Consider the following 21,101-nt stretch of genomic DNA (forward strand, 5'->3'; position numbering starts at 1 on the left):
TTATCAATAACGCGGGCGAAAGGCCAGCCCCGCGCGAAATCGGCTCAAGAAAGCGGATACCGGCCGATATACGTGGTCAGACCGCCGGATAGCGCAGCCGGCCGATGAAGCGGGAAAGGCTGGGCAGATGGTCGCGCCGCGCAAGCAACCGGCCCTTGGCGCGTTCGAACCGCATGATCCCGTCGATGCGGCGATCGAGAAAGGTGCGGGTCTCGGCCAGGTCTTCGCTGTCGTCGTCGAGCATGACGAGCATCGTCCCGCCATAGACGCCCGAAAGGATCGCGCGCTTGCTGTAGTGATTATAATCGGTGGCGGTATCGCCGGCCAGGCGCCACATCGCATCGGCGGCACGCCAGCCAAGCTGCATGCCGCGCGCCAGATTGGCGGGCATGGCGAGGATGGCGAGCGCGCGACGCAACGCATCGCGATGCGGCGCGACAGCCGCGATCCGCGCCATCACCAGCGCGGCGATCCGATCGCGGATCTTCATCGCCGCGAGCGCCGGCGCCGGCAGCGACGACGCCATCGCGACATCGACCGCGCCGAACCAGCCATCGATCATGTCGACAGCACCGCCGGGAAAGGCGAGCGCCGCGATATCGGGGTCGACGCCCGCTTCCTCGGCGGCACGCGCCAGCGCGGCGGCGCTCCAGCCGTCGAATCCCGCATGAACCGCGATCATCGGCGCCAGCGCGACGCGGATCTCGTCGAGCGTCGGATCGGATGGGAGCGTGGTGGTCATCATTCCCCAATGCGCCCGGCGTCGCGGCACCGCAAGCCCGTGACACCGCGATTCGCGCATGATAGCCTCCGTCACATCAAGGGGCGAAAATAGGGGGACGGTGTCAAATGGCGAAATTCTTCGGAAATCTGAACGCGGTGCTCGCCGTCGGCGTATTGCTCATGCTGGCCGTGCTGTTCGGCGTGCAGGGGATGTTCGACAATAATTTCTTCTGGCGCTTCCTGCACGTGATCTGCGCGATCATGTGGATCGGCCATCTCTATTATTTCAACTTTACCCAGATCCCGACGATGCCGAAGGTGCCGGCGGAGCTGAAACCGGGCGTGTCTAAATATATCGCGCCGGCGGCACTCTTCTGGTTCCGCTGGGGCGCGGCCGCGACGGTGGCCACCGGCCTCGTCGTCGCGATCCAGGCAGGCTATGCGCATCAGGCGTTCACGCTGCAATCGCCGTTCCGCACAATCGGCATCGGCATGTGGCTGGCGCTGATCATGGCCTTCAACGTGTGGTTCGTGATCTGGCCGGCGCAGAAAAAGGCGCTGGGTCTGGTCGAGGCCGACGATGCGACCAAGGCGGCGGCGGCGACGCGCGCGATGATGTTCTCGCGCACCAACACGCTGCTGTCGATCGCGATGCTCTACTGCATGATCTCGGCCGAATCGGGCTACTGAGTTCGGGCTTCTTCGGCCCCCGGATGCCCGGGGCCATTCGAGCTCGGCCGATAGATATGGGCTCAGCCAGGGTGCGGATGCGTCCAACATCCTCACCCTGGCGTCAGTCGACGCTGATATCGCCCGTCATGCCCAAGCCGCTGTGCAGCAGATGCGAGCAATGGACATGATAATGGCCTCTGGCGGGCACCAGCGTCACATCGGTGCTGGCCCCCTTGGCCAGTTCCACCTTGCCGCGCTTGACCACCGCCGCGCTCGCCCGATCGATACGGGCGGCGGCGAAGAATTCGGGCGCGGCGAAATTATGCCCGCCCGAGCCGCGATTGACGAAGTGAAGCGTCACCGGCTGCTCGGCCTTCAGATGCAGCGATGCAGGCGTGAAGCTGAAATCGGCGAGAACGATCTCCTGGCCGGCCGGCGACTGGGCGAGAAGCGGTGTGGGAGCGATGAGGAGGGCGAGGACGAACGTACGAATCGCATGCATGGCGGGTCTCCTTGCCCGCGCGATTCAGCGCCCGCACGCCTGTATATGCGCTGAAGCCAATCAGGCTCGCCCCGGCGCCCAGCCCGACGGCGCGAGATCGAAGCCCGAAAATTCGAAGCCGGGGGTGACGGTGCAGCTCACCAGCGCCCATCCCCGGTCAGCCTGCGCCGCCTGCCATGCGTGCGCGGGCACGATCGCCTGGGGATGTTCGCCGCCAAGTATGTCGCCGCCCATCGGGATCTCGCGGACAGGCCCGGCCGCGTCGTCGGCAACCGAGAGGGTCAGCGGACTTCCGGCATGCCATAGCCAGATTTCGGTGGCGTCCACCCGGTGCCAGTGCGAGCGCTGGCCGGCCTCGAGCAGGAAATGGATCGCCGTGCCTGCCGCGCGAACGCCGGCCGGCGCCGCAGCCCGCCAGGTTTCGCGAAACCAGCCGCCTTCAGGGTGCGGTTCCAGCGCGAGCCGTTCGATGATCCGGCGGGCAACATCGTCCATTTAACGATCCTCAGAAAAAAAGAACTACGCCGATTCAACGCGTTGCATTGTTGTATGAGGTTCATGCAACCGGCGCGATACTCTCCACGTTGTCAACGCGTCATTGATCGAAATCAAAGGGAAATTGTCATGCGTACTCTCATGCTCGCCATTGGTGCCGCCTCGCTTGCGGTTCCCGCCAGCTTCGTCGTGCCGACCGACGGCGCATCCGCGAAGAAGCGTCATTACAGCTATCGCGAATGGCGTGGTCGCGACGGCCGCATGTATTGCCGCAAGTCCAACGGCACGACCGGCCTGATTGTCGGCGGCGTCGGCGGCGCTCTGGTCGGTCGTGCGGTCGATACGCGCGGCGATCGTGCCACCGGCACGATCCTGGGCGCGGCCGCGGGCGCTCTGATCGGCAAGGAAATCGACAGCAAGCGCCGTTGCCGCTGAGTTGAAACAGGCTGCGCGAAACCTGTATCGCGCAGCCTGTTTCAGACATTTGTGATCGCATCGTTGTTACGGAAAACCGGTTCCCACTTTTCCGCACGATGCTCCCGATCACCATCGCAACGAAAAGGCGCGCTTCGGCGCGCTTTTTTTTGGGGGCCGAGTACCGATCGTCCAGAAATCGGGTGCACGACACCATCGCATGCGTGCAGCAGTTCCATCGCGGCGCCATTCGCTCTAACGCGAAGCCATGTCACTGCCTGCCATATTGAGCGCCGCGGCCCGGACGTCCGACGGGCTGTCCTTCGAGATCCCGACACCCTGGCTGCAGGGCCGCACCAGCTATGGCGGCCTTTCCAGCACGCTCGCCCTGCAAGCGGCACAGCGCCTGGTGCCGGACCTGCCGCCATTGCGCACCGCCCAGGTCTCGTTCGTCGGGCCATTGGCGGGTGAAGTGACCGCAAAGGCGACATTGTTGCGTCGCGGCCGCACCGCCGCGTTCGTCCGTGCCGATGTGATCAGCGAGGCTGGGCTAGGGCTGGCCGCGACCTTCGTGTTCACGCACGATCGATCCTCGCATATCGATCATGTCGATCTGCCCGCGCCGGTGGCTCTGCCTGAACAACCGACGCCTACTGTCCTTTCGGCGGGCGTCCCCAGTTTCATCGGCAATTTCGACGTCATCGAAGTATCCGGCGCACCGAACGAATGGATGCGCTGGGTGCGGTTGAAGGATCGGCAAGGGCTGGACGCGATGACCGAGATCGTCGCCGTGGGCGACGCGCTTCCGCCCGCCGCGCTGAGGCTGGCGAAAACATTCGGCCCGCTCAGTTCGATGACCTGGCTGATCAACCTGCTGACGTCCGAACCGAAGACACGCGACGGCTGGTGGCTCATGCGCTCCACCACCGAATATGCGCGCAACGGCTGCTCCAGCCAGGGCATGGCGATCTGGAACGCCGATGGCGTGCCGATCGCGAGCGGCATGCAGAGCGTGGCGCTGTTCATGTGACGCGCCATGCCGCCGGGCGTGGCAGTCGCACCTGGATCAGCGGCTCTGCGGCGTGAATTCAGCGACCAGATCGTAGCGGTCGCCAGGGAAGGTCTGGCGCACCCAGGTGATCGCGGCGCCCATCCGCCACGTCCAGCGCTCGAGCTGGAGACATGCGGTGCCCGGCGCGATGCCGAGCAGTTCGGCGATGTGCGGTTCGGCGGGGACGGCCGCGATGCGATGGCGCGCGTCGCTCCACGCGACATGATCGAGCAGCCACGATCCCGGGGCGATCGCGGAGAAATCGACGTCGCGCGCATCAGGCACCGCCGCCAATGCGATCAGGCGCGATTCATGGCCGAACGGTTCCCCGGCGGCGTGATGCACGCCTTCGAGTGCGATCACCTCGCCGGCGCTGTCGAGCGGATCGGCAGCCTGACGCTTGCGAACGCGGCGGCCCGCCAGCGCGAAGCGATAGGCGTCGCCACGCGCCGCGATCACCTGGCCGATATCGGGCACGTCGAGCACGGGCGACTGGATATGCGGATGCGCGACGAAGGATCCGGCGCGGCGGCGGCGCTCGATCAGGCCGGCGCGGCTGAGCGCGGTCAACGCCTTGCTGACGGTCGCGCGCGCGCAGCCGTAATCGGCGACCAGCTCGTGCTCGAAAGGAATGCGATCGCCCGGCTTCAATTCGCCCGATCGGATCCTGTCCTCGATATCGCTCCTGATCCGCTGGTCCAGCGTCACGACAATATCCGCGCCAGGGTCTTGCGGTAGCGCGCCGCGATCGCGCCGGAGGCGACATGCCGGCCACCGACGACCTGCCGGCGCCCCGCACGCCAGACGCAATCGATCGCGCCGGCGCGCCCGGAGAAGATCCAGCTATCGAGCAGCGCGTCGCCCTTGCGATCGGCCAGCGAGACATGGCTGGTCGACAGCGAGACGATATCGGCGGATGCGCCGGGGCGGATGCCGCCGACGACGCCGAGCGCCCTGGCGCCGCCCTCCAAAGCGGAATCGAACAGACGCCGGCCGGTCGAACGCCGTTCCTCGGCCAGCATGTTGCGGCCGCGATGGGCAAGGCGCTGGCTATATTCGATCGCGCGCAGTTCGTCTGCGGCGCCGATCAGGATGTTCGAATCGGTGCCCGTCCCGATCCGCCCGCCCGCCGCCAGATAACGCATCGCCGGGAAGATGCCGTCGCCCAGATTGGCCTCCGTCACCGGGCAGAGCCCCGCCACCGCGCCGCTCGCCGCAAGGCCGTCGGTCTCGGCATCGGTCAGATGCGTGGCATGGACCAGGCACCAGCGCGAATCGACATCGGCATTGGCGAGCAGCCATTCGACCGGACGCGCGCCGGAAAAGGCGATGCTCGCCTCCACCTCGCCCGTCTGTTCGGCGGCATGGATATGGACGGGGCCGGCAGGGGACATGGCGAGCAACGCCGCCAGTTCCTCGCCGGTCACGGCGCGCAGGCTGTGCGGCGCGATCCCGCACAGCGCATCGCCGCCGAGCAGCTTCGCCGATGCGTCGAGCAAGGCGGCGAAACCGTCGAGATCGCTCAGGAAGCGTCTTTGGCCCGGCTTTGGCGGCAGGCCGCCGAAATCGCTGTGCGCGTAGAAGACGGGCAGCAAGGTCAGTCCGATCCCCGTCGCATCCGACGCGGCGACGATGCGCGCCGCCATCTCGGCGGGATCGGCATAACGCGCGCCGTCGGGATCATTGTGGAGATAATGGAACTCACCGACACGCGTATATCCGCCCTCCAGCATCTCCGCAAAGGCCAGCGCGGTGATCGCCTCGACATCGTCGGGCGCAAGCCGGTCTAGGAAGCGGTACATCACTTCGCGCCAGCTCCAGAAATTGTCGTCGGCGCGGCCCGTGCCGCGATGTTCGGACAGGCCCGCCATGCCGCGCTGAAAGCCGTGGCTGTGGACGTTGCACAGCCCCGGAATGCCGATCGCATGACGCTCGTCGCTGGGCTTGGGATCGGCCTGGGCGACGGTGGCGATCACCCCGCCCGCCATGGTGACGCGGACGCGCTCCATCCAGCCGGTGGGAAGCAGGGCGGTTTCGAACCAGAGTGTCTTCATACGAATATGACTAGACATATTCATCGGATTGATCAAGTTTAAGCGCATGGTGATTCAAGCGGACCGTGTCTGGACCAATGCCCGGCTGGCGACGATGGTGGCGTCGGAGGCCGGCGGCGCGCTGGGCGTCGTCGAAACCGGCATGATCGCATGCCGCGACGGGCGCATCGTCCATGCCGGCCCGGCGATGGCGATCGAAGCGGCGGAAGCGATCGATTGCGCCGGCCGCTGGGTCACGCCGGGCCTGATCGATTGCCACACCCATCTCGTCCATGGCGGCGATCGCGCGCACGAGTTCGAACTTCGGCTGGCCGGCGCGTCCTATGAGGAGATCGCGCGCAGCGGCGGCGGCATCGTCTCGACCATGGCGGCGACGCGTGCCGCCGGGCGCGACGGGCTGGTCGCGCAGGCGCTGCCGCGGCTCGATGCGCTGATCGCCGAAGGGCTGACCACCATCGAGATCAAATCGGGTTACGGCCTGTCGCTCGACGCCGAACTCGACATGCTCCACGCCGCCCGCGCATTGGGCCGGGAACGCGACGTGCGCGTCGTCACCAGCTTCCTGGGCGCCCACGCCCTGCCCCCCGAATTCGCGGGCGACGCCGATGGCTATATCGATCATATCGCCGACGAGATGATCCCCGCCATCGCGGCGCAGGGCCTGGCCGACGCGGTCGACGGCTTTTGCGAGACGATCGGCTTCACGCCCGCACAGATCGGCCGCGTATTCGAAGCGGCGCGCGATCACGACCTGCCGGTCAAGCTGCATGCCGAGCAATTGTCGAACAGCCATGGCGCGGCGCTGGCGGCGGAATATGGCGCGCTTTCCGCCGATCATCTCGAACATCTCGACGAAGCGGGCATCACCGCGATGGCACGGGCCGGCACGGTCGCGGTGCTGCTGCCCGGCGCCTATTATTTCACGCGCGAGACGCGCCTGCCCCCGATCGCCGCCCTGCGCGCGGCGGGCGTGCCGATGGCGATCGCGACAGATTGCAATCCCGGCACCTCGCCGATGACCTCGCTGCTGCTGGCGATGAACATGGCGGCGACACTGTTCCGCCTGACCGTGGACGAATGCCTGGCCGGCGTCACCCGCGAAGCCGCGCGCGCGCTGGGGCTGCAGGCGGAGATCGGCACACTCGAGCCCGGCAAGTCCTGCGATCTGGCGATCTGGGACATCGGGCGCCCGGCGGAGCTTGTCTACCGCATGGGCGCCAACCCCCTTCATGACCGTGTGAGAAAAGGCGAATGATGCTGACCCTTGTTCCTGGCCAGGTGCCGCTTTCCGACTGGCGCGCCATTTATCGCGGCGCGGCGCTGTCGATCGATGCGGGCGCCCATGAAGCGATCGCGGCGAGCGCCGCCGCGGTCGAGCGCATCCTGGCGCGGCACGAGCCCGTCTATGGCATCAACACCGGCTTCGGAAAGCTCGCCAGCGTCAAGATCGGCGACGCCGATCTCGAAACGCTCCAGCGCAACATCGTGCTCAGCCATGCCGCCGGTGTGGGCGCGCCGATGCCGAAGCCCGTCGCGCGGCTGATGATGGCGCTGAAGCTCGCGAGCCTGGCGCAGGGTGCATCGGGCGTGCGGCCGGCGACGATCGCCCTCCTCGAAGCGATGCTGGCGAAGGATCTGGTGCCCGTCATCCCGGCCCAGGGATCGGTGGGCGCATCGGGCGACCTCGCACCTCTCGCGCATCTGGCGGCGGCGATGATCGGCGTGGGAGAGATCGACGGCAAACCCGCCGCGCAGGCGCTGGCCGATGCCGGGCTGAGGCCGCTGGTGCTCGGCCCCAAGGAAGGGCTGGCGCTGCTCAACGGCACGCAATTCTCGTGCGCCTATGCGCTGGCGGGGCTGTTCGAGGCCGAACGCCTGTTCCAGACCGCGTTGGTGACCGGCGCGCTGTCGACGGAAGCCGCAAAGGGATCGGACACGCCGTTCGATCCGCGCATCCATGCGGTGCGCCGCCATCGCGGCCAGATCGAGACGGCGGCGGCGCTGCGCACACTGATGGCGGGCTCCGCGATCCGCGCCAGCCATGCCGAAGGCGACGAGCGCGTTCAGGACCCCTATTGCCTGCGCTGCCAGCCCCAGGTGATGGGCGCGGTGCTCGACCTGCTGCGCCAGGCGGCGGCGACGCTGGGCACCGAAGCCAACGGCGTTTCGGACAATCCGCTGATCTTCACCGAGAATGACGAGGCACTCTCGGGCGGCAATTTCCATGCCGAGCCCGTGGCGTTCGCCGCCGACATGATCGCGCTTGCGCTGTGCGAGATCGGATCGATCGCCGAGCGGCGGATCGCGATGCTCGTCGATCCGGCATTGTCGGGCCTGCCCGCTTTCCTCACCCCGCGCCCCGGCCTCAATTCGGGCTTCATGATCCCGCAGGTGACGGCGGCCGCGCTCGTTTCGGAAAACAAGCAGCGCGCCTATCCGGCCAGCGTCGATTCGATCCCGACCTCCGCCAATCAGGAAGATCATGTCTCGATGGCCGCGCATGGCGGCCGCCGCCTGATGGGAATGGCGGAGAATCTCGCGAACATCCTGGGCATCGAATATCTGGCGGCGGCACAGGGCTGCGACTTCCATGCGCCGCTGGCATCGAGCAGCACGCTCGAATCGGCGCGGGCCCTGCTGCGCGCGGACGTACCGACGCTCGACGAGGATCGGCATTTCCACCCGGACATGACCGCCGCGACCATGCTTGTGACACATGGCGAGGTCGCGGCGCTGGCCGCGTTGCCGACGCTCTGCGCATGACCGACTGGCTCACCGTCGATCGCGGCAGCGCGCCGCTGATCGTCAGCATGCCGCATATCGGCACCTGGATTCCGGATGAGATCGCGACCGACCTTGCTTCGGCCGAACGCGCGCTGCGCGATGCCGACTTCCATATCGATCGGCTCTACGGCTTCGCGACATCACTCGGTGCGACGGTGGTGCGCACATCGGTCTCGCGCACCGTGATCGACGTCAATCGCGATCCTTCGGGTGCGTCGCTCTATCCGGGCCAGGCGACGACAGCGCTCTGCCCGGTCGAGACGTTCGACGGCGAACCGCTCTACCGCGATGGCGAAGCGCCCGACGATGCCGAGATCGCGCGCCGCCGCGCCGCCTATTTCGATCCCTATCACGCCGCGCTCGCCGCCGAGATCGATCGCCTGCGCGGCCTGCATCCACGCATCGTCCTGTACGACGCGCATTCGATCCGCAGCCATGTGCCGCGCCTGTTCGAGGGCGAGCTGCCCCAGTTCAATATCGGCACCGATGGCGGCGCGACCTGCGATAGCGCGCTCTCGGCGGCGGTCGAAACGGCGTGCGACGCGAGCGGGCTCAGCCGCGTCACCAACGGGCGTTTTCGCGGCGGCTGGATCACACGCCATTATGGCGATCCGGCGCGCGGTATCCACGCGATCCAGATGGAACTCGCGATGCGCGGCTATCTCGACGAGCGTGGGGCTTGGCCGCCGCTCTGGAACGAGAGCGCCGCCGAGCCGCTGCAAGCGACGCTTCGCCATATCATCAATTCATGCCTCGACTTTGCCAGGGAAGACCAATGACCCGTATCGACAACAGCCGTACGATCGAATCGCCGCGCGGCACCGCGCTCAACGCGAAAAGCTGGCTCACCGAAGCTCCGCTGCGCATGCTGATGAACAACCTCGACGCCGAAGTGGCCGAGAATCCGCATGAGCTGGTCGTCTATGGCGGCATCGGCCGCGCCGCGCGCGACTGGGAAAGCTTCGACCGCATCGTCGACACGCTGAAGCGGCTCGATGACGACCAGACACTGCTCGTCCAGTCGGGCAAGCCGGTCGGCGTGTTCCGCACGCATGCCGACGCGCCGCGCGTGCTGATCGCCAATTCCAACCTGGTGCCCGCCTGGGCGAACTGGGAGCATTTCAACGCGCTCGATCGCAAGGGGCTGGCGATGTACGGCCAGATGACCGCGGGTTCGTGGATCTATATCGGATCGCAGGGCATCGTTCAGGGCACCTACGAAACCTTCGTCGAAATGGGCCGCCAGCATTTCGGCGGCGACCTGTCGGGCCGCTGGCTGCTGACCGCCGGGCTTGGCGGCATGGGCGGCGCGCAGCCGCTGGCGGCGGTGATGGCGGGCGCATCGTGCCTGGCGATCGAATGCCAGCCGAGCCGGATCGAGATGCGGCTGAAGACGCGCTATCTCGATCATGCCGCCAATACGATCGAGGAAGCGCTGGCGCTGATCGAACAGGCCTGCGCGGAAAAGCGCGCGATCTCGGTCGGGCTGCTCGGCAACGCCGCCGAGATCCTGCCCGAGCTCTATCGTCGGGGCGTGCGTCCCGACATGCTGACCGACCAGACCTCCGCCCATGATCCGGTCAACGGCTATCTGCCGGCAGGCTGGACGCTCGATCGCTGGTTCGAGACGCGCGAGCGCGATCCCCAAGCAGTCGCCGCCGCCGCCAGCGCATCGATGGCGGTCCATGTCCAGGCGATGCTCGATTTCCAGGCGGCGGGCGTACCCACGGTCGATTACGGCAACAATATCCGCCAGGTCGCCAAGGACCAGGGCGTCGCCAACGCCTTCGACTTCCCCGGTTTCGTGCCCGCCTATATCCGCCCGCTCTTCTGCCGTGGCATCGGCCCGTTCCGCTGGGCGGCGCTGTCGGGCGATCCCGAAGACATCTATCGCACCGACGCCAAGGTGAAGGAGTTGCTGCCCGACAATACGCATCTCCACCGCTGGCTCGACATGGCGCGCGAGCGCATCCAGTTCCAGGGCCTGCCGGCGCGTATCTGCTGGGTCGGGCTGGGCGACCGCCATCGGCTGGCACTGGCCTTCAACGAGATGGTGCGCACGGGCGAACTCAAGGCGCCGATCGTGATCGGCCGCGATCATCTCGATTCAGGATCGGTCGCGAGCCCCAATCGCGAAACCGAGGCGATGCGCGACGGATCGGACGCCGTGTCGGACTGGCCATTGCTCAATGCCCTGCTCAACACCGCGAGCGGCGCGACCTGGGTGTCGCTGCATCATGGCGGCGGCGTCGGCATGGGGTATTCCCAGCATTCGGGCATGGTGGTCGTCTGCGACGGATCCGAGGATGCCGATCGCCGGCTCGCGCGTGTACTGTGGAACGATCCGGCGACGGGCGTGATGCGCCACGCCGATGCCGGCTACGACATCGCGCTCGATTGCGCGCGCGAACATGGGCTCGACCTGCCGGGGATTCTTGGCTGATCCGTCCTGCCGTTCGGACCCGGTCCGAACGGCAACAGGATTCAACGCGCGATCCAGCGTCCGCTGTCGCGCCATTCCTCGCGGATCTGCGAGTCGGGGGTGATCGCCGCCGGGCCGCCGGCAAGCGGCTGGCCGCTGGTTTCGTAAGCGGGCTGGATATCGACGGGCTGGGCGCGCTGCACCGATGCCGGCACCTGCTGCATCGCGGGCAGGGGCGTCGCCGGCACGGCCAGCGCCGCGAGCTGTTCGGCGGGCGAAACGGCGCGCGGATACGGGCCGGGCACCGGCTCTCGCAGCGCATAGGCCTGGCGGAAAGCGCCCGGCGTGCCGGCGCCGCCAGGCCAGCGATAGAAGATATGCGCGCCGACGATCGCGGCCTTGGTCAGGCTCGGCGCCCAGAAAGGCGAGACCGCGAGCGTGTGATAATGGGTGGCGAGGCCGACCGGCGCATAGACCGCGCCGGCCAGCGCCTCGTGCGCGATCCGGCTGGCGCGCGCCCAACCCGCGCGCGACGGCGCCCGGCTGAGTGCGCCGTCGCAGGTGAAGGAGAACTGGCAACCTGTCGCCCGTTCCGATCCCTGATAGACCACGCCGCAGACGCTGTTGGGAAAGGCCGGATGGCGGACGCGGTTGAGCACCACCTGCGCCACCGCGCGCTGCCCGTCATCGCTTTCGGAAGCCGCTTCGTAATAGATCGCGGTGGCGAGGCAGACCGAGGCGCGCAGCGAGTCGGTCGCGGTCGCGGATCGGAAAAGCGCGGGCGCAGCGGCAGCGCCCGGCCCGCCGGGCATCGGCACCAGATCGCCGAGCCCCAGCAATTCCTTGGGCAACGGGAAATAGCCCGTCGCCCCCGGGGTCGACACGGCATTGTCTTCCTGGACGAAATAATAGGCCGAGCCGGGGAAATGCTCGTAACCGAGGTCACCCAGCGAATCGCTGCGCGGAATCGCGCGCTCGCTGTCCGCTTCCTCGGCAATGGCGCTCAGCCCGGCATGCGCCGAGGCCCCCGCGCTCGCCAGCACCGCCAGCGCGAACACGACCAGCCGCTGCCGGCGCTTGCCGGGCGTACGCCGCTGAAACATCGGTCCGTCGAACCTGGTCATGCCCACCCCAATTGGCGCCCGCGCATGGGCGGGGAGGATGCGCTTAGCCCCGTTCGGCGCGCGAGGCTCCCCCCGAAATCGCGCCGTCCCGTGCTGGGACATGACCGCCGGCGACCGTTAACTGGTTAATTCGGGCGGGAAGCGCGGAAATCGGCGAGCACCTGGCTCAAAGCGCGCCATAGCTCGCATAATAGCTGTAAAAATCATTGTCCGCGGCGAAGCCCGTGAAGGACAATCCGATGGTGATGTCGAGCGACTCGACATGATGCCACCAGCCGACAGGCAGGAAGAGCGCTTCGCCGGGGCCGATATCGACCTCCATCACCGCCGGCCGGCCATCGCCCGCCGGACCGGGCCCGAGTTCCTCGCTTCGCCAGTCGCTGAAGCAGTGGCGGCTGTTGCGCATCAGCGGCAATGCGCTGCTCGATGCCAGGCGGACCCGCTTGGTGCCCGCCACCTGCAACAGCAGATTGTTGGTAAGATCGTGATGCCAGGGCGTGATCGTGCCGCGCGGGCCGATCCACAAAAACCCCTCGCGGCCCGGCTCATGCGCCAATATGCCGGGGATCTCGCCGACGTCGCGCCACAGCGGCGCAAGCGCGCGCCGGTTATGATCGTGATTGTTGGCGGTCATATAGACGTCGTTGGTCGGCGCGTCGGCACGCAGCCGCGCGATGAAATCGGCGAAGCGGCAATTGCGCCCATGCGCGTCGGAATTGATCTCGTAATCGCGGTCGCGCTCGCGATCCCCCTGCACGCGGATCTCGATATCGCCATGCTCGGCCTCGAAGCTGTCGAGGTTCCAGCGCGCCATCGCCGGCCAATGATCGATCAGGCCGGTGAGCAGCACCGGGCGATGCGCGTGATAAAAGTCGCGGAAGAATTCGGCCGGATCGATCCGGTCGCGGCGCGGCACCTCCCGCAGCTCGGCCAGTTCCATCTTCGATCGATTGGCCAATATCCAGTCGCGCTTGGCGAGTCGCGCCTGGAGGCGGCCGGCCGCCATGAAATAGGGGCTCTTCTCCGCGCGTTCGACTTCCGCCGCGGCAAGCGCGCCCGAGATACCCGACGAGGCGAGCCGCTGGATCACCCGCTCGCGCGGCACGCCCAGCAACAGATCCTCGGCGATCCGCCGCCGCAGATCATCGTTCATCACCGCGCCGCCGGCGCCCTGCTTTCGCTTGTTCGTCATGATGCGCCGCTAGGCATGCAATGTTTCAGAACTGTGTCAACCAAAGCGGAACAACAAGGCTTGCGCGCCGGTTCGTCCGATAACAGAGGATTGCCATGCAATTCGAAATCGACGTCATGCTCGACTATCAGCTCGCCGAACCGGCGGACGTGCTGCTGCAGATCGAAGTCGCGCAGATGCCGGACCAGCGGTTGATCGGCGATACGCTGACCGTCAGCAGCCCCGAACCGCTGCGCCCGGTCGCGGGGGGCGACGCCATCGGCCAGCGCACCTGGCTCCGCGCCGACGGGGTGCTTCATATCCGTTACAGCGCCATCGTCGAGGTGACACGCAGGCGGCCGCCGCTGCTCACGCTCGAAGCAGCCCCCGCGCGGCTGTTGCCCGCCGAAGCCGTCCCCTATCTGATGCCCAGCCGCTATATCGGATCCGAACAGTTCGAACCGTTTGTCGAAAGCCGTTTCGGCGGGCTTGAAGGCGGCGCGAAGGCGGCGGCGATGCTCGACTGGATCGCGGCGGAAATGGCCTATGTCCCCGGCGCCAGCCATGGCGCCACCTGTGCGGCGGACAGCTTCGTCGAGCGGCAGGGCGTCTGCCGCGACTATGCCCATCTTCTGATCGGGTTCGCGCGCGCCGCCGGCATTCCGGCGCGCATGGTTTCCGCCTATGCGCCGAACGTGGCGCCTCAGGATTTTCATGCGGTGGTCGAGCTGTGGCTTTCGGACGGCTGGCATCTGGTCGACCCCACCGGCATGGCCGATCCTGACGAGATCGTCCGCATCGGCGTGGGGCGCGACGCCACCGATATCGCGTTCATGACGATCCTGGGCAGCGCCGAAATGAAGGCGCAGCGAGTCGACGTCGTTCGTCTTCCCTGAACTTCCTGGAATTTCGTAACAAAAGCGACTTTCGCGGCGACATCATCGGGCTGCCAACGCCACCTGTCGATCATCGCATGTCGTTCGTCGGCGCGAACGCACTTCGCCGATCCGCGCCGCTGCCGGTCGAAGCGCGCATGATGCCGCGCAGCAAACGGCCTATTCAGAATGGGCGCGGCGGGCAGAACGGTGTTCCCAGACCCGGATCGGCCCGCCCGCACCCCGCCGGCCTCTTCTTCCCCTTGGAAGCGGCCGGACCGACCAAAACCAGATTATTTTCGGGAAGGATAAGTCATGCACGCGTCCAAGCTTTCTTTCATGCGCCCCGCGCTGATCGCTGGGCTGGGGCTGGCGGCGATCGCCGGCGCAACCGGCGCCTCCGCACAGGATAATGGCACCGAGGCGGTAAGCGTCGAAGTCAACTATGCCGATCTCGACCTTTCAGCCTCCAAGGACGTCGATCGGCTGCGCAGCCGCGTCCGCTCGGCCGCCAAGCAGATTTGCAGCTATAACGGTCTGGCTGGCGCGGAAGCCGGCATGATGCGCCGCGACTGCCTCAATGCCGCGCTCGAAAAGGCGAACCGCGACGTCGAAGTCGCGATCGCGGAAAATGGAAATCAGCGGTATGCGAGCCGCAGGACGATCGGGGTCGGCACGCGCTGACTCCCGGCGCCGGAGAGGGGTTGAAGCGGTTTGCCCCCCTCCGGTGTGACGCCCGAAAGGGTAGGAACGCTCCCGGCCTTCCCTTGGGCCGGGAGCGTTTTTTGCCGTTTAAGGCGATCCGACTTTCAGTTCAGGCGGAAGCGAAAAGGGTGATTTCGGGCATCGAAGCGCAGGGAATCGGCTTTGCAGCCCCGCATGAACTGAAAGCTGCCCTGCCCTCAGCGGCCGGCCATGGCCTTGACCGATGCCAGATATGTCCGGCCGATCCGGACCTCGCCGTCGCCGACCAGATCCGCATACCATACGCCCGACCCGTCATGGCGCAGCCGTGCGATCCGGTCGCGCCGGATGATCGTCGAACGATGGACGCGGATGAAGCGCTCGGGATCGAGCCGCTCCTCGAGCGAGGCGATCGTCTGGTGGAGCAGGAAACTGCGTCCGCCGACATGCAGGCGCATATAATCGCGCTCGGCGTCGATCCGCTCGATATCCTCCGCCGCGATCCGGACGAGCTCCGCGCGATGCGGCACCCAGAATTCGCTGGCAAAGCGTTGCGCGTCCCCCGGCAGGCTGGCGAATGTCTGCGCCGTCGGTGCTGTATCCGGCCGCGCGCGACGCTCCGCCACGCGCTGCACCGCGCGCACGAGCCGGTCGGGCGCCACGGGCTTCAGCACATAATCGACCGCATCGATATCGAACGCCTCGACCGCGAAACTATCGAACGCGGTGACGAAGATGATGGCGGGCGGCGCCGGCCGCCGCGCCAGCGCGCGGGCGACGCCGATGCCGTCGAGTTCGGGCATGGCGATGTCGAGCAGCAGCAGATCGGGCGCCAGCGCGTCGACCAGCCGCAAGGCTGCGGCGCCATCGGATGCGGTTCCAACGACTTCGATCGTGGGTTCACGCGCGCAGATCAGTTGCAGTCGCTCGATCGCGAGCGGCTCGTCGTCGACGATCAGGGTCCGCATAACCACTCCAGATTTCAGCCCGCCCGATAGACTTCGGGCAATGTCAGCCGCACGATGAAGCCGCCGCTGTCGGGCGCCAGCCATTCGATCCGCGCATCCCCACCGAAGCGCGCCGCCAGCCGGTCGCGAACATTGGCGAGGCCGATGCCGTTGCCATGATCCGCGCCGCCCTCCACCGCGTTGCCGTTGTCGGCGACGGTAACGGTCAGGCGACCATGCTCCGCGCGTGCGGTGATCGCAATGGTCACGGCGCGGCTGGCGCGCGCGACACCATATTTGATCGCATTCTCGACGAGCGGCTGGAGGATCATGCCCGGCACCATCGCGCGACCAAGTGCTTCGGGCACGTCGATCTTCACGCGCAGACGCTCGGGAAAGCGGACCGCCTCGATATCGAGATAGAGGCGCTGCAACCGCACCTCGTCCTCCAGCGACACATCGTCCATCGGATCGCCCGACAGGCTGGTTCGATAGAAGGTCGACAGATTCATGATCATCGCTTCGGCGGCCACCGCCTGCCCCGTCATCACCAGCGAACTCAGCGAATTGAGCGTGTTGAACAGGAAATGCGGATTGACCTGGTAACGCAGCGACCGCAGTTCCGCCTGCTGTGCTGCGCGCGCATATTGCGCCGCGCGCCGTTCGGCATGGCGCACCTCGCCCGCATAGGAGATGGCGAGATACAGCGCGGCCCAGGCGGCGAAGAAGAAATAGCGCGAAATCGTCAGTTCGGCGAGTTCCTGCCACATGGCGGAACTGTTGGACTGGAGATAGGCGAGATCGGCCTCGTCATAGAGGCTCGCCGGATCGTAGAGATTGAAGATATAATAGTTGAACAGCGCCAGGATGAGCGAACAGGGGAGCGCCGCGACGAATGCGGTGACGATGCGCACCCACAGCACCTGCCGGTCGAAACGGCGCAGCAGCAGATAGAGCAGCCAGGTGATCGCGATGCCGGCCGCGGTGACGACCATCCGGCGTTGCGCCATCTCCCCCTGCTCGGAGAAATGCATCACCGCGGACCGTGCGGTGACGATCAATGTGTAGAACAGCCAGAAGCCGATGATCGAATAAAACGCAACGATCGGTCGAACGGCCGGGCGCGCATCACGCGCGTGGGTCTCGAATTCCATGGCCCTTTGTGCGGCAAAAGCACGGGATACGCCATTGCCGATATGCTGTCGGTCGAAGCCCCTTCCGGCTTGGTCGAAATGGAACCGCCGCGCCATGCCCGCCGTTTGTTTCGTCGATGCACCGAATGGAGTGGATGCCATGACACAAGACGCGAGACCCAGGCCCGGCGATGCCGGACATGATCAGTCCATTTCGGAACGGCTGGAAAAGGATCCGAAGGACAAGGACGCGAAGCTGGACGAGGCGCTCGACGAATCGATGGATGCGTCCGATCCGCCCGCGATCACGCCCAAGGGCGGCAAGGATCCGGTGCCGTCCTCCGGTTACGACCCCGAAGCCGAAAAGGCGCACGAAGCGGGCTGAACGCCCATCCGCCATCACCGGACCACACGCGCAACGATGTGTTGCGCGTGTGCCACATCGCCTCAGCAAATTTGTGCAGCGCAACAAATCGTCGCAAGTCGCTTGCCGGGCGGCGATTTCTCTGATTCCTTCGTGAATGGGAGCCGAACGCCCGGTTAAATATCCAGTAACCATGTTGGGCGCATGTTCGGTTCCGGGGCAGAAGGTCTGGAGGCGGACATGGGCACGAGAGCAAGACCGGCGGATGGCGCGATGACGCTGGCTGAGATCAAGGAATTCGCGAGCTTTCCCGCAAGCACGCAGCGCTATATCCGGCGTTCGCTCGATGTCGGGCTGGAACGGCACGATGCGCTGCAGATCTGGTCGCGCGACGTGGTCGAGGCCGCGAGCATCAACGCCCAGACGCGCATCTACGAGCGGCTGCACGAAATCCGCGCCATGGTGCCCGACGATAGCGGCCTGGACTCGGTCGAGCCCTTCATCGCGCCGCTGATCACGGTTTCGGCGTTCGATCTGGGGCAGGATCGGCTTCCCGGCTTCGCGCCCTATCGCTTCCTCTACGAGCGGCTGATCGGCGCCGGCATCCGGCCCTGGCTGCCCGCCGCCTTTTGCGGCGCGGCCGCACTGCCGCACCTGCATCCGGAAAAACGCCGCCTGCTGCTCCAGTCGATCAGCGAAGCGGCGGCTACGGCGCCGGGCTGGTCGAACCGCGAACCGATCTTCTATCCCGAATGGGTGGAGAAGGTGGACAGCACCGCGCTGCCGCATTGAATTGAAGCGGATATGAGTAAGCCCCGTCGCCAGTGGCGGCGGGGCTCCCTCGACGGCTCTTTCCTCAAGGGTCCGAGCCGGCCAAATGCTCCGTCTTTCGATCGAGCATCAAGAAGAACGGCCGGAACGCCACTTGGTTCCGCCCGATCACATCATTTTTCAGGCGAGCGATACCAGCCTCAATTGCCGCCCATTCCGGAATGGCGAGACGATCTGGCGGATGCGATCGGTCCGCGGCGATGCATAGGTCATATTGTAGAAGCTGTTGGCGACCACATCCGCGATCTGGACACCCGCCGAACGCCGGCTGTCCGCCAATCGCGCACGCCCGCAGGTACCGAGCAGGGCGACGATACTCTCGCGCACCAGCGCCAGCGTCGCCGGATCGTAACGCCCGTCATCGATGATCACCTCGGCGCAATCGCCGCTTTCGGGCAGCCACGCCTCAACCACCGTTTCGAGCAACGCCGCATAGGCATTGAGATCGCGCCCGCGTTCCTCGCTCAGCCGCGCCGGCAGCCGATCGGTGCGCACCTCGCAGACGATCGCCCGGCCATGGAAACGTTCGAGCAGTTCGAAGAACAGCGCGCGCTCGACCAGCGAGATCCGGCTGCCCTTCATCTCTCCGCGCAGCGCGGTCACCTGCTTGAAGCGCGCCAGCAGCGCATCGGCATCGTCGGCGGCGATCGACACGCCCGCCAGGACCATCGCCCCGGCCGACATGCCGCCGCTTTCATCGCAATAGATCGGCATCGACACCGCGATAGCTGGCCGGGCAGCCCATGGCTACCCGGCCGCCATCCGATCAGGCGCCCTGTGCCGCCGGGCCGCCGATGCCGGGCCGGCGCGTCTTGGGGATGGACGAGCCGCCGGTGCCCAGCGCCGGGGTCTTCTTCGATCCCGCATCGTCGCGGCCGATATCCTCGCCCGCGATCGCGCGCTTGGATTCCTCGCCCGACAGCGTCTCATATTCGAGCAGGGCTTCGGCCAGGCGGTGCAGTTCGTGCAGATTGTCGGTCAGCACCTTGCGCGCGGTCGCCTCGCCTTCCTCGACCAGACGGCGGACCTCCTGGTCGATCAGGCGCGCGGTCTCCTCCGACACGGTCTGCGAACGGGCGACGCTGTGCCCCAGGAACACCTCGTCCTGATTGTCGCGATAGCGCAGCCAGCCGAGCTTCTCGCTCATGCCATATTCCATCACCATCGCGCGGGCCATGTCGGTCGCCTGCTGAATGTCGTTGGACGCGCCGGTATTGAGCGAATCCATGCCGTAGATGAGCTGTTCGGCGATACGGCCGCCGAAGCAGAGCGCGAGCCGCGCCTTCATCTGCTTCATCGACATCGAATAGCGATCGCGATCGGGCAGGTTCCAGGTCACGCCCAAAGCGCGGCCGCGCGGGATGATCGTCACCTTGTGCAGCGGATCGCAGCCGTCGACATGCAGCGAGACGAGCGCGTGGCCAGCCTCGTGATAGGCCGTCGCCTTCTTCTCGTCCTCGGTCATGACCATGGACTTGCGCTCGGCGCCCATCATCACCTTGTCCTTCGCCTCCTCGAATTCGAGCATGGCGACAAGGCGCTTGCCCTTGCGCGCGGCGAGCAGGGCGGCCTCGTTGACGAGGTTGGCGAGATCGGCGCCCGAGAAGCCCGGCGTGCCGCGCGCGATGGTGCGCGCGTCGACATCGGGGGCCAGCGGCGTCTTCTTCATATGGACCGCCAGGATCTTCTCGCGGCCCTCGATATCGGGACGCGGCACCACAACCTGACGGTCGAAGCGGCCGGGACGCAGCAGCGCGGGATCGAGCACGTCGGGCCGGTTCGTCGCGGCGACGATGATGATGCCCTCGTTCGCCTCGAAGCCGTCCATCTCGACCAGAAGCTGGTTCAGCGTCTGCTCGCGCTCGTCATTGCCGTTGCCGAGGCCGGCGCCGCGATGGCGGCCGACCGCGTCGATCTCGTCGATGAAGACGATGCACGGCGCGTTCTTCTTGGCCTGCTCGAACATGTCGCGCACGCGGCTCGCGCCGACGCCGACGAACATCTCGACGAAGTCCGAGCCCGAGATCGTGAAGAAGGGCACATTGGCCTCGCCCGCGATCGCGCGCGCCAGCAGCGTCTTGCCGGTGCCGGGGCTGCCGACGAGCAGCGCGCCCTTGGGGATCTTGCCGCCGAGGCGCGCGAATTTGGACGGATCCTTCAGGAAATCGACGATTTCCTGAAGCTCCTCGCGCGCCTCGTCGATGCCGGCGACGTCATCGAAGGTCACGCGGCCTTCCTTCTGCGTCAGCATGCGCGCGCGGCTCTTGCCGAAGCCCATCGCGCCCGAGCCCGCATTCTTCTGCATCTGCCGCATGATGAAGATGGCGATGCCGATGATCAGCAGGAAGGGCAGCGACTGATAGAGGATGATCAGCCAGATGCTCTGGCGTTCCTCGGGTTTCATCGTCACCGAGACGCCCTTGTCGACAAGCCGCTGCGAGATCATCGAAGTGTCGTCAGGCAGATAGGTGCGGAAGGTCTTGTCATCGCCGAACGTGCCGCTCGCGACATTACCGGTGATATCCACCTTCTTGACCGCGCCTTCGTCGACCTTCTGGATGAATTCCGAATAGGAGATGCCGTCCGACACCGCGGTGCGGCCGGGGCGATCGAACATGGCGACGAACATGGCGAGCGCGACCAGGATGCCCACCCAGATCAGCAGGCTCTTCATCCAGGGATTGCCTTCAGGGGGCTGCTTGTCGTCGTTCATCTTTGTTTCCGTCTAGAGCCTGATCGGTTGAGGTGGAAGCGCTTCGCGCTTCCGCCGACGCCGTGAATCAGGCTCGCCTCCATAGCTTAGACCATGATTCACGTTTCAGATTGGCCAATCTGAAACGATCATGGTCTTAGCA

General features: G+C 66.3%; 22 protein-coding genes. 11 read left to right on the forward strand and 11 right to left on the reverse strand.

Annotated features, from left to right (window positions below; genetic code table 11):
• Nucleotides 1-76: 76 nt before the first annotated feature.
• A complete protein-coding gene (locus K7G82_RS19830) occupies nucleotides 77-742 on the reverse strand; it encodes a COQ9 family protein (protein ID WP_222991663.1) in 666 nt (221 codons plus the stop codon).
• A 107-nt stretch (nucleotides 743-849) separates the two neighbouring features.
• On the opposite strand from K7G82_RS19830, the gene K7G82_RS19835 reads away from it, so the two are divergent.
• Entirely contained in the window at nucleotides 850-1,413 is a 564-nt protein-coding gene (locus K7G82_RS19835) for a urate hydroxylase PuuD (protein ID WP_222991664.1), read from the forward strand.
• Between the two features lie 103 nt (nucleotides 1,414-1,516).
• On the opposite strand, the gene K7G82_RS19840 is transcribed toward K7G82_RS19835, so the two are convergent.
• Nucleotides 1,517-1,897: a cupredoxin domain-containing protein gene (locus K7G82_RS19840; protein ID WP_222991665.1), complete on the reverse strand. Its 381-nt coding sequence runs from the start codon at nucleotides 1,895-1,897 to the stop codon at nucleotides 1,517-1,519.
• 60 nt (nucleotides 1,898-1,957) lie between these two features.
• Nucleotides 1,958-2,392 (reverse strand): cupin domain-containing protein, encoded by a 435-nt coding sequence (locus K7G82_RS19845; protein WP_222991666.1) that lies wholly within the window; start codon nucleotides 2,390-2,392, stop codon nucleotides 1,958-1,960.
• Nucleotides 2,393-2,521: 129 nt separating this feature from the next.
• Between K7G82_RS19845 and K7G82_RS19850 the strand changes: the two genes are divergently transcribed.
• On the forward strand, nucleotides 2,522-2,827 hold the full coding sequence (locus K7G82_RS19850; protein ID WP_222991667.1) for a glycine zipper 2TM domain-containing protein: 306 nt from the start codon (nucleotides 2,522-2,524) through the stop codon (nucleotides 2,825-2,827).
• Nucleotides 2,828-3,074: 247 nt separating this feature from the next.
• Nucleotides 3,075-3,836, forward strand: a complete 762-nt coding sequence (locus K7G82_RS19855; protein WP_222991668.1) for a thioesterase family protein — start codon at nucleotides 3,075-3,077, stop codon at nucleotides 3,834-3,836.
• A 36-nt stretch (nucleotides 3,837-3,872) separates the two neighbouring features.
• Here K7G82_RS19855 and K7G82_RS19860 read toward each other — a convergent pair whose 3' ends face one another.
• Entirely contained in the window at nucleotides 3,873-4,565 is a 693-nt protein-coding gene (locus tag K7G82_RS19860; protein ID WP_343228615.1) for a histidine utilization transcriptional repressor HutC, read from the reverse strand.
• Nucleotides 4,562-5,911: a formimidoylglutamate deiminase gene (locus K7G82_RS19865; RefSeq protein WP_222991669.1), complete on the reverse strand. Its 1,350-nt coding sequence runs from the start codon at nucleotides 5,909-5,911 to the stop codon at nucleotides 4,562-4,564. Before K7G82_RS19865 ends, K7G82_RS19860 begins: the two co-directional genes overlap by 4 nt.
• Before the next feature lie 52 nt (nucleotides 5,912-5,963).
• On the opposite strand from K7G82_RS19865, the gene hutI reads away from it, so the two are divergent.
• The 4 genes from hutI to hutU are packed head-to-tail and all read left to right on the forward strand — an operon-like array spanning nucleotide 5,964 to nucleotide 11,138.
• Complete coding sequence (hutI, locus tag K7G82_RS19870) at nucleotides 5,964-7,166, forward strand: imidazolonepropionase (RefSeq protein WP_222991874.1); 1,203 nt, start codon at nucleotides 5,964-5,966, stop codon at nucleotides 7,164-7,166.
• The gene (gene hutH, locus K7G82_RS19875; RefSeq protein WP_222991670.1) at nucleotides 7,163-8,674 is read left to right on the forward strand and encodes a histidine ammonia-lyase; all 1,512 of its coding nucleotides are present in this window, start codon (nucleotides 7,163-7,165) and stop codon (nucleotides 8,672-8,674) included. Before hutI ends, hutH begins: the two co-directional genes overlap by 4 nt.
• A complete protein-coding gene (gene hutG / locus K7G82_RS19880; protein WP_222991671.1) occupies nucleotides 8,671-9,474 on the forward strand; it encodes an N-formylglutamate deformylase in 804 nt (267 codons plus the stop codon). Before hutH ends, hutG begins: the two co-directional genes overlap by 4 nt.
• Nucleotides 9,471-11,138 carry a urocanate hydratase gene (gene hutU / locus K7G82_RS19885; RefSeq protein WP_222991672.1) on the forward strand — a complete coding sequence of 556 codons (1,668 nt, stop codon included), beginning with the start codon at nucleotides 9,471-9,473 and terminating at the stop codon, nucleotides 11,136-11,138. Before hutG ends, hutU begins: the two co-directional genes overlap by 4 nt.
• Nucleotides 11,139-11,179: 41 nt before the next feature.
• Here the strand turns inward: hutU and K7G82_RS19890 are convergent, their stop codons facing one another.
• Entirely contained in the window at nucleotides 11,180-12,241 is a 1,062-nt protein-coding gene (locus tag K7G82_RS19890) for a cell wall hydrolase (protein ID WP_246623712.1), read from the reverse strand.
• A gap of 166 nt (nucleotides 12,242-12,407) precedes the next feature.
• Complete coding sequence (locus tag K7G82_RS19895) at nucleotides 12,408-13,433, reverse strand: cupin-like domain-containing protein (RefSeq protein WP_222991673.1); 1,026 nt, start codon at nucleotides 13,431-13,433, stop codon at nucleotides 12,408-12,410.
• Between the two features lie 95 nt (nucleotides 13,434-13,528).
• Between K7G82_RS19895 and K7G82_RS19900 the strand changes: the two genes are divergently transcribed.
• Together K7G82_RS19900 and K7G82_RS19905 are read left to right on the forward strand one after the other, a co-directional pair.
• Entirely contained in the window at nucleotides 13,529-14,308 is a 780-nt protein-coding gene (locus K7G82_RS19900; RefSeq protein WP_222991674.1) for a transglutaminase-like domain-containing protein, read from the forward strand.
• Nucleotides 14,309-14,602: 294 nt separating this feature from the next.
• Nucleotides 14,603-14,971 carry a UrcA family protein gene (locus K7G82_RS19905; RefSeq protein WP_222991675.1) on the forward strand — a complete coding sequence of 123 codons (369 nt, stop codon included), beginning with the start codon at nucleotides 14,603-14,605 and terminating at the stop codon, nucleotides 14,969-14,971.
• A 218-nt stretch (nucleotides 14,972-15,189) separates the two neighbouring features.
• Here the strand turns inward: K7G82_RS19905 and K7G82_RS19910 are convergent, their stop codons facing one another.
• Nucleotides 15,190-15,945, reverse strand: a complete 756-nt coding sequence (locus tag K7G82_RS19910) for a LytR/AlgR family response regulator transcription factor (RefSeq protein WP_222991676.1) — start codon at nucleotides 15,943-15,945, stop codon at nucleotides 15,190-15,192.
• An 8-nt stretch (nucleotides 15,946-15,953) separates the two neighbouring features.
• Nucleotides 15,954-17,072: a sensor histidine kinase gene (locus K7G82_RS19915; RefSeq protein WP_222991677.1), complete on the reverse strand. Its 1,119-nt coding sequence runs from the start codon at nucleotides 17,070-17,072 to the stop codon at nucleotides 15,954-15,956.
• Nucleotides 17,073-17,211: 139 nt separating this feature from the next.
• On the opposite strand from K7G82_RS19915, the gene K7G82_RS19920 reads away from it, so the two are divergent.
• Nucleotides 17,212-17,436, forward strand: a complete 225-nt coding sequence (locus K7G82_RS19920) for a hypothetical protein (protein ID WP_246623714.1) — start codon at nucleotides 17,212-17,214, stop codon at nucleotides 17,434-17,436.
• A 219-nt stretch (nucleotides 17,437-17,655) separates the two neighbouring features.
• Nucleotides 17,656-18,207 (forward strand): hypothetical protein, encoded by a 552-nt coding sequence (locus K7G82_RS19925; protein WP_222991678.1) that lies wholly within the window; start codon nucleotides 17,656-17,658, stop codon nucleotides 18,205-18,207.
• Between the two features lie 159 nt (nucleotides 18,208-18,366).
• Here K7G82_RS19925 and K7G82_RS19930 read toward each other — a convergent pair whose 3' ends face one another.
• Complete coding sequence (locus K7G82_RS19930; protein WP_222991679.1) at nucleotides 18,367-18,960, reverse strand: DUF3800 domain-containing protein; 594 nt, start codon at nucleotides 18,958-18,960, stop codon at nucleotides 18,367-18,369.
• A 52-nt stretch (nucleotides 18,961-19,012) separates the two neighbouring features.
• Nucleotides 19,013-20,959 carry an ATP-dependent zinc metalloprotease FtsH gene (ftsH, locus tag K7G82_RS19935; RefSeq protein ID WP_222991680.1) on the reverse strand — a complete coding sequence of 649 codons (1,947 nt, stop codon included), beginning with the start codon at nucleotides 20,957-20,959 and terminating at the stop codon, nucleotides 19,013-19,015.
• Nucleotides 20,960-21,101 lie beyond the last annotated feature (142 nt).

The organism is Sphingomonas colocasiae (genome assembly GCF_019880585.1).
Lineage (GTDB): Bacteria > Pseudomonadota > Alphaproteobacteria > Sphingomonadales > Sphingomonadaceae > Sphingobium_A > Sphingobium_A colocasiae.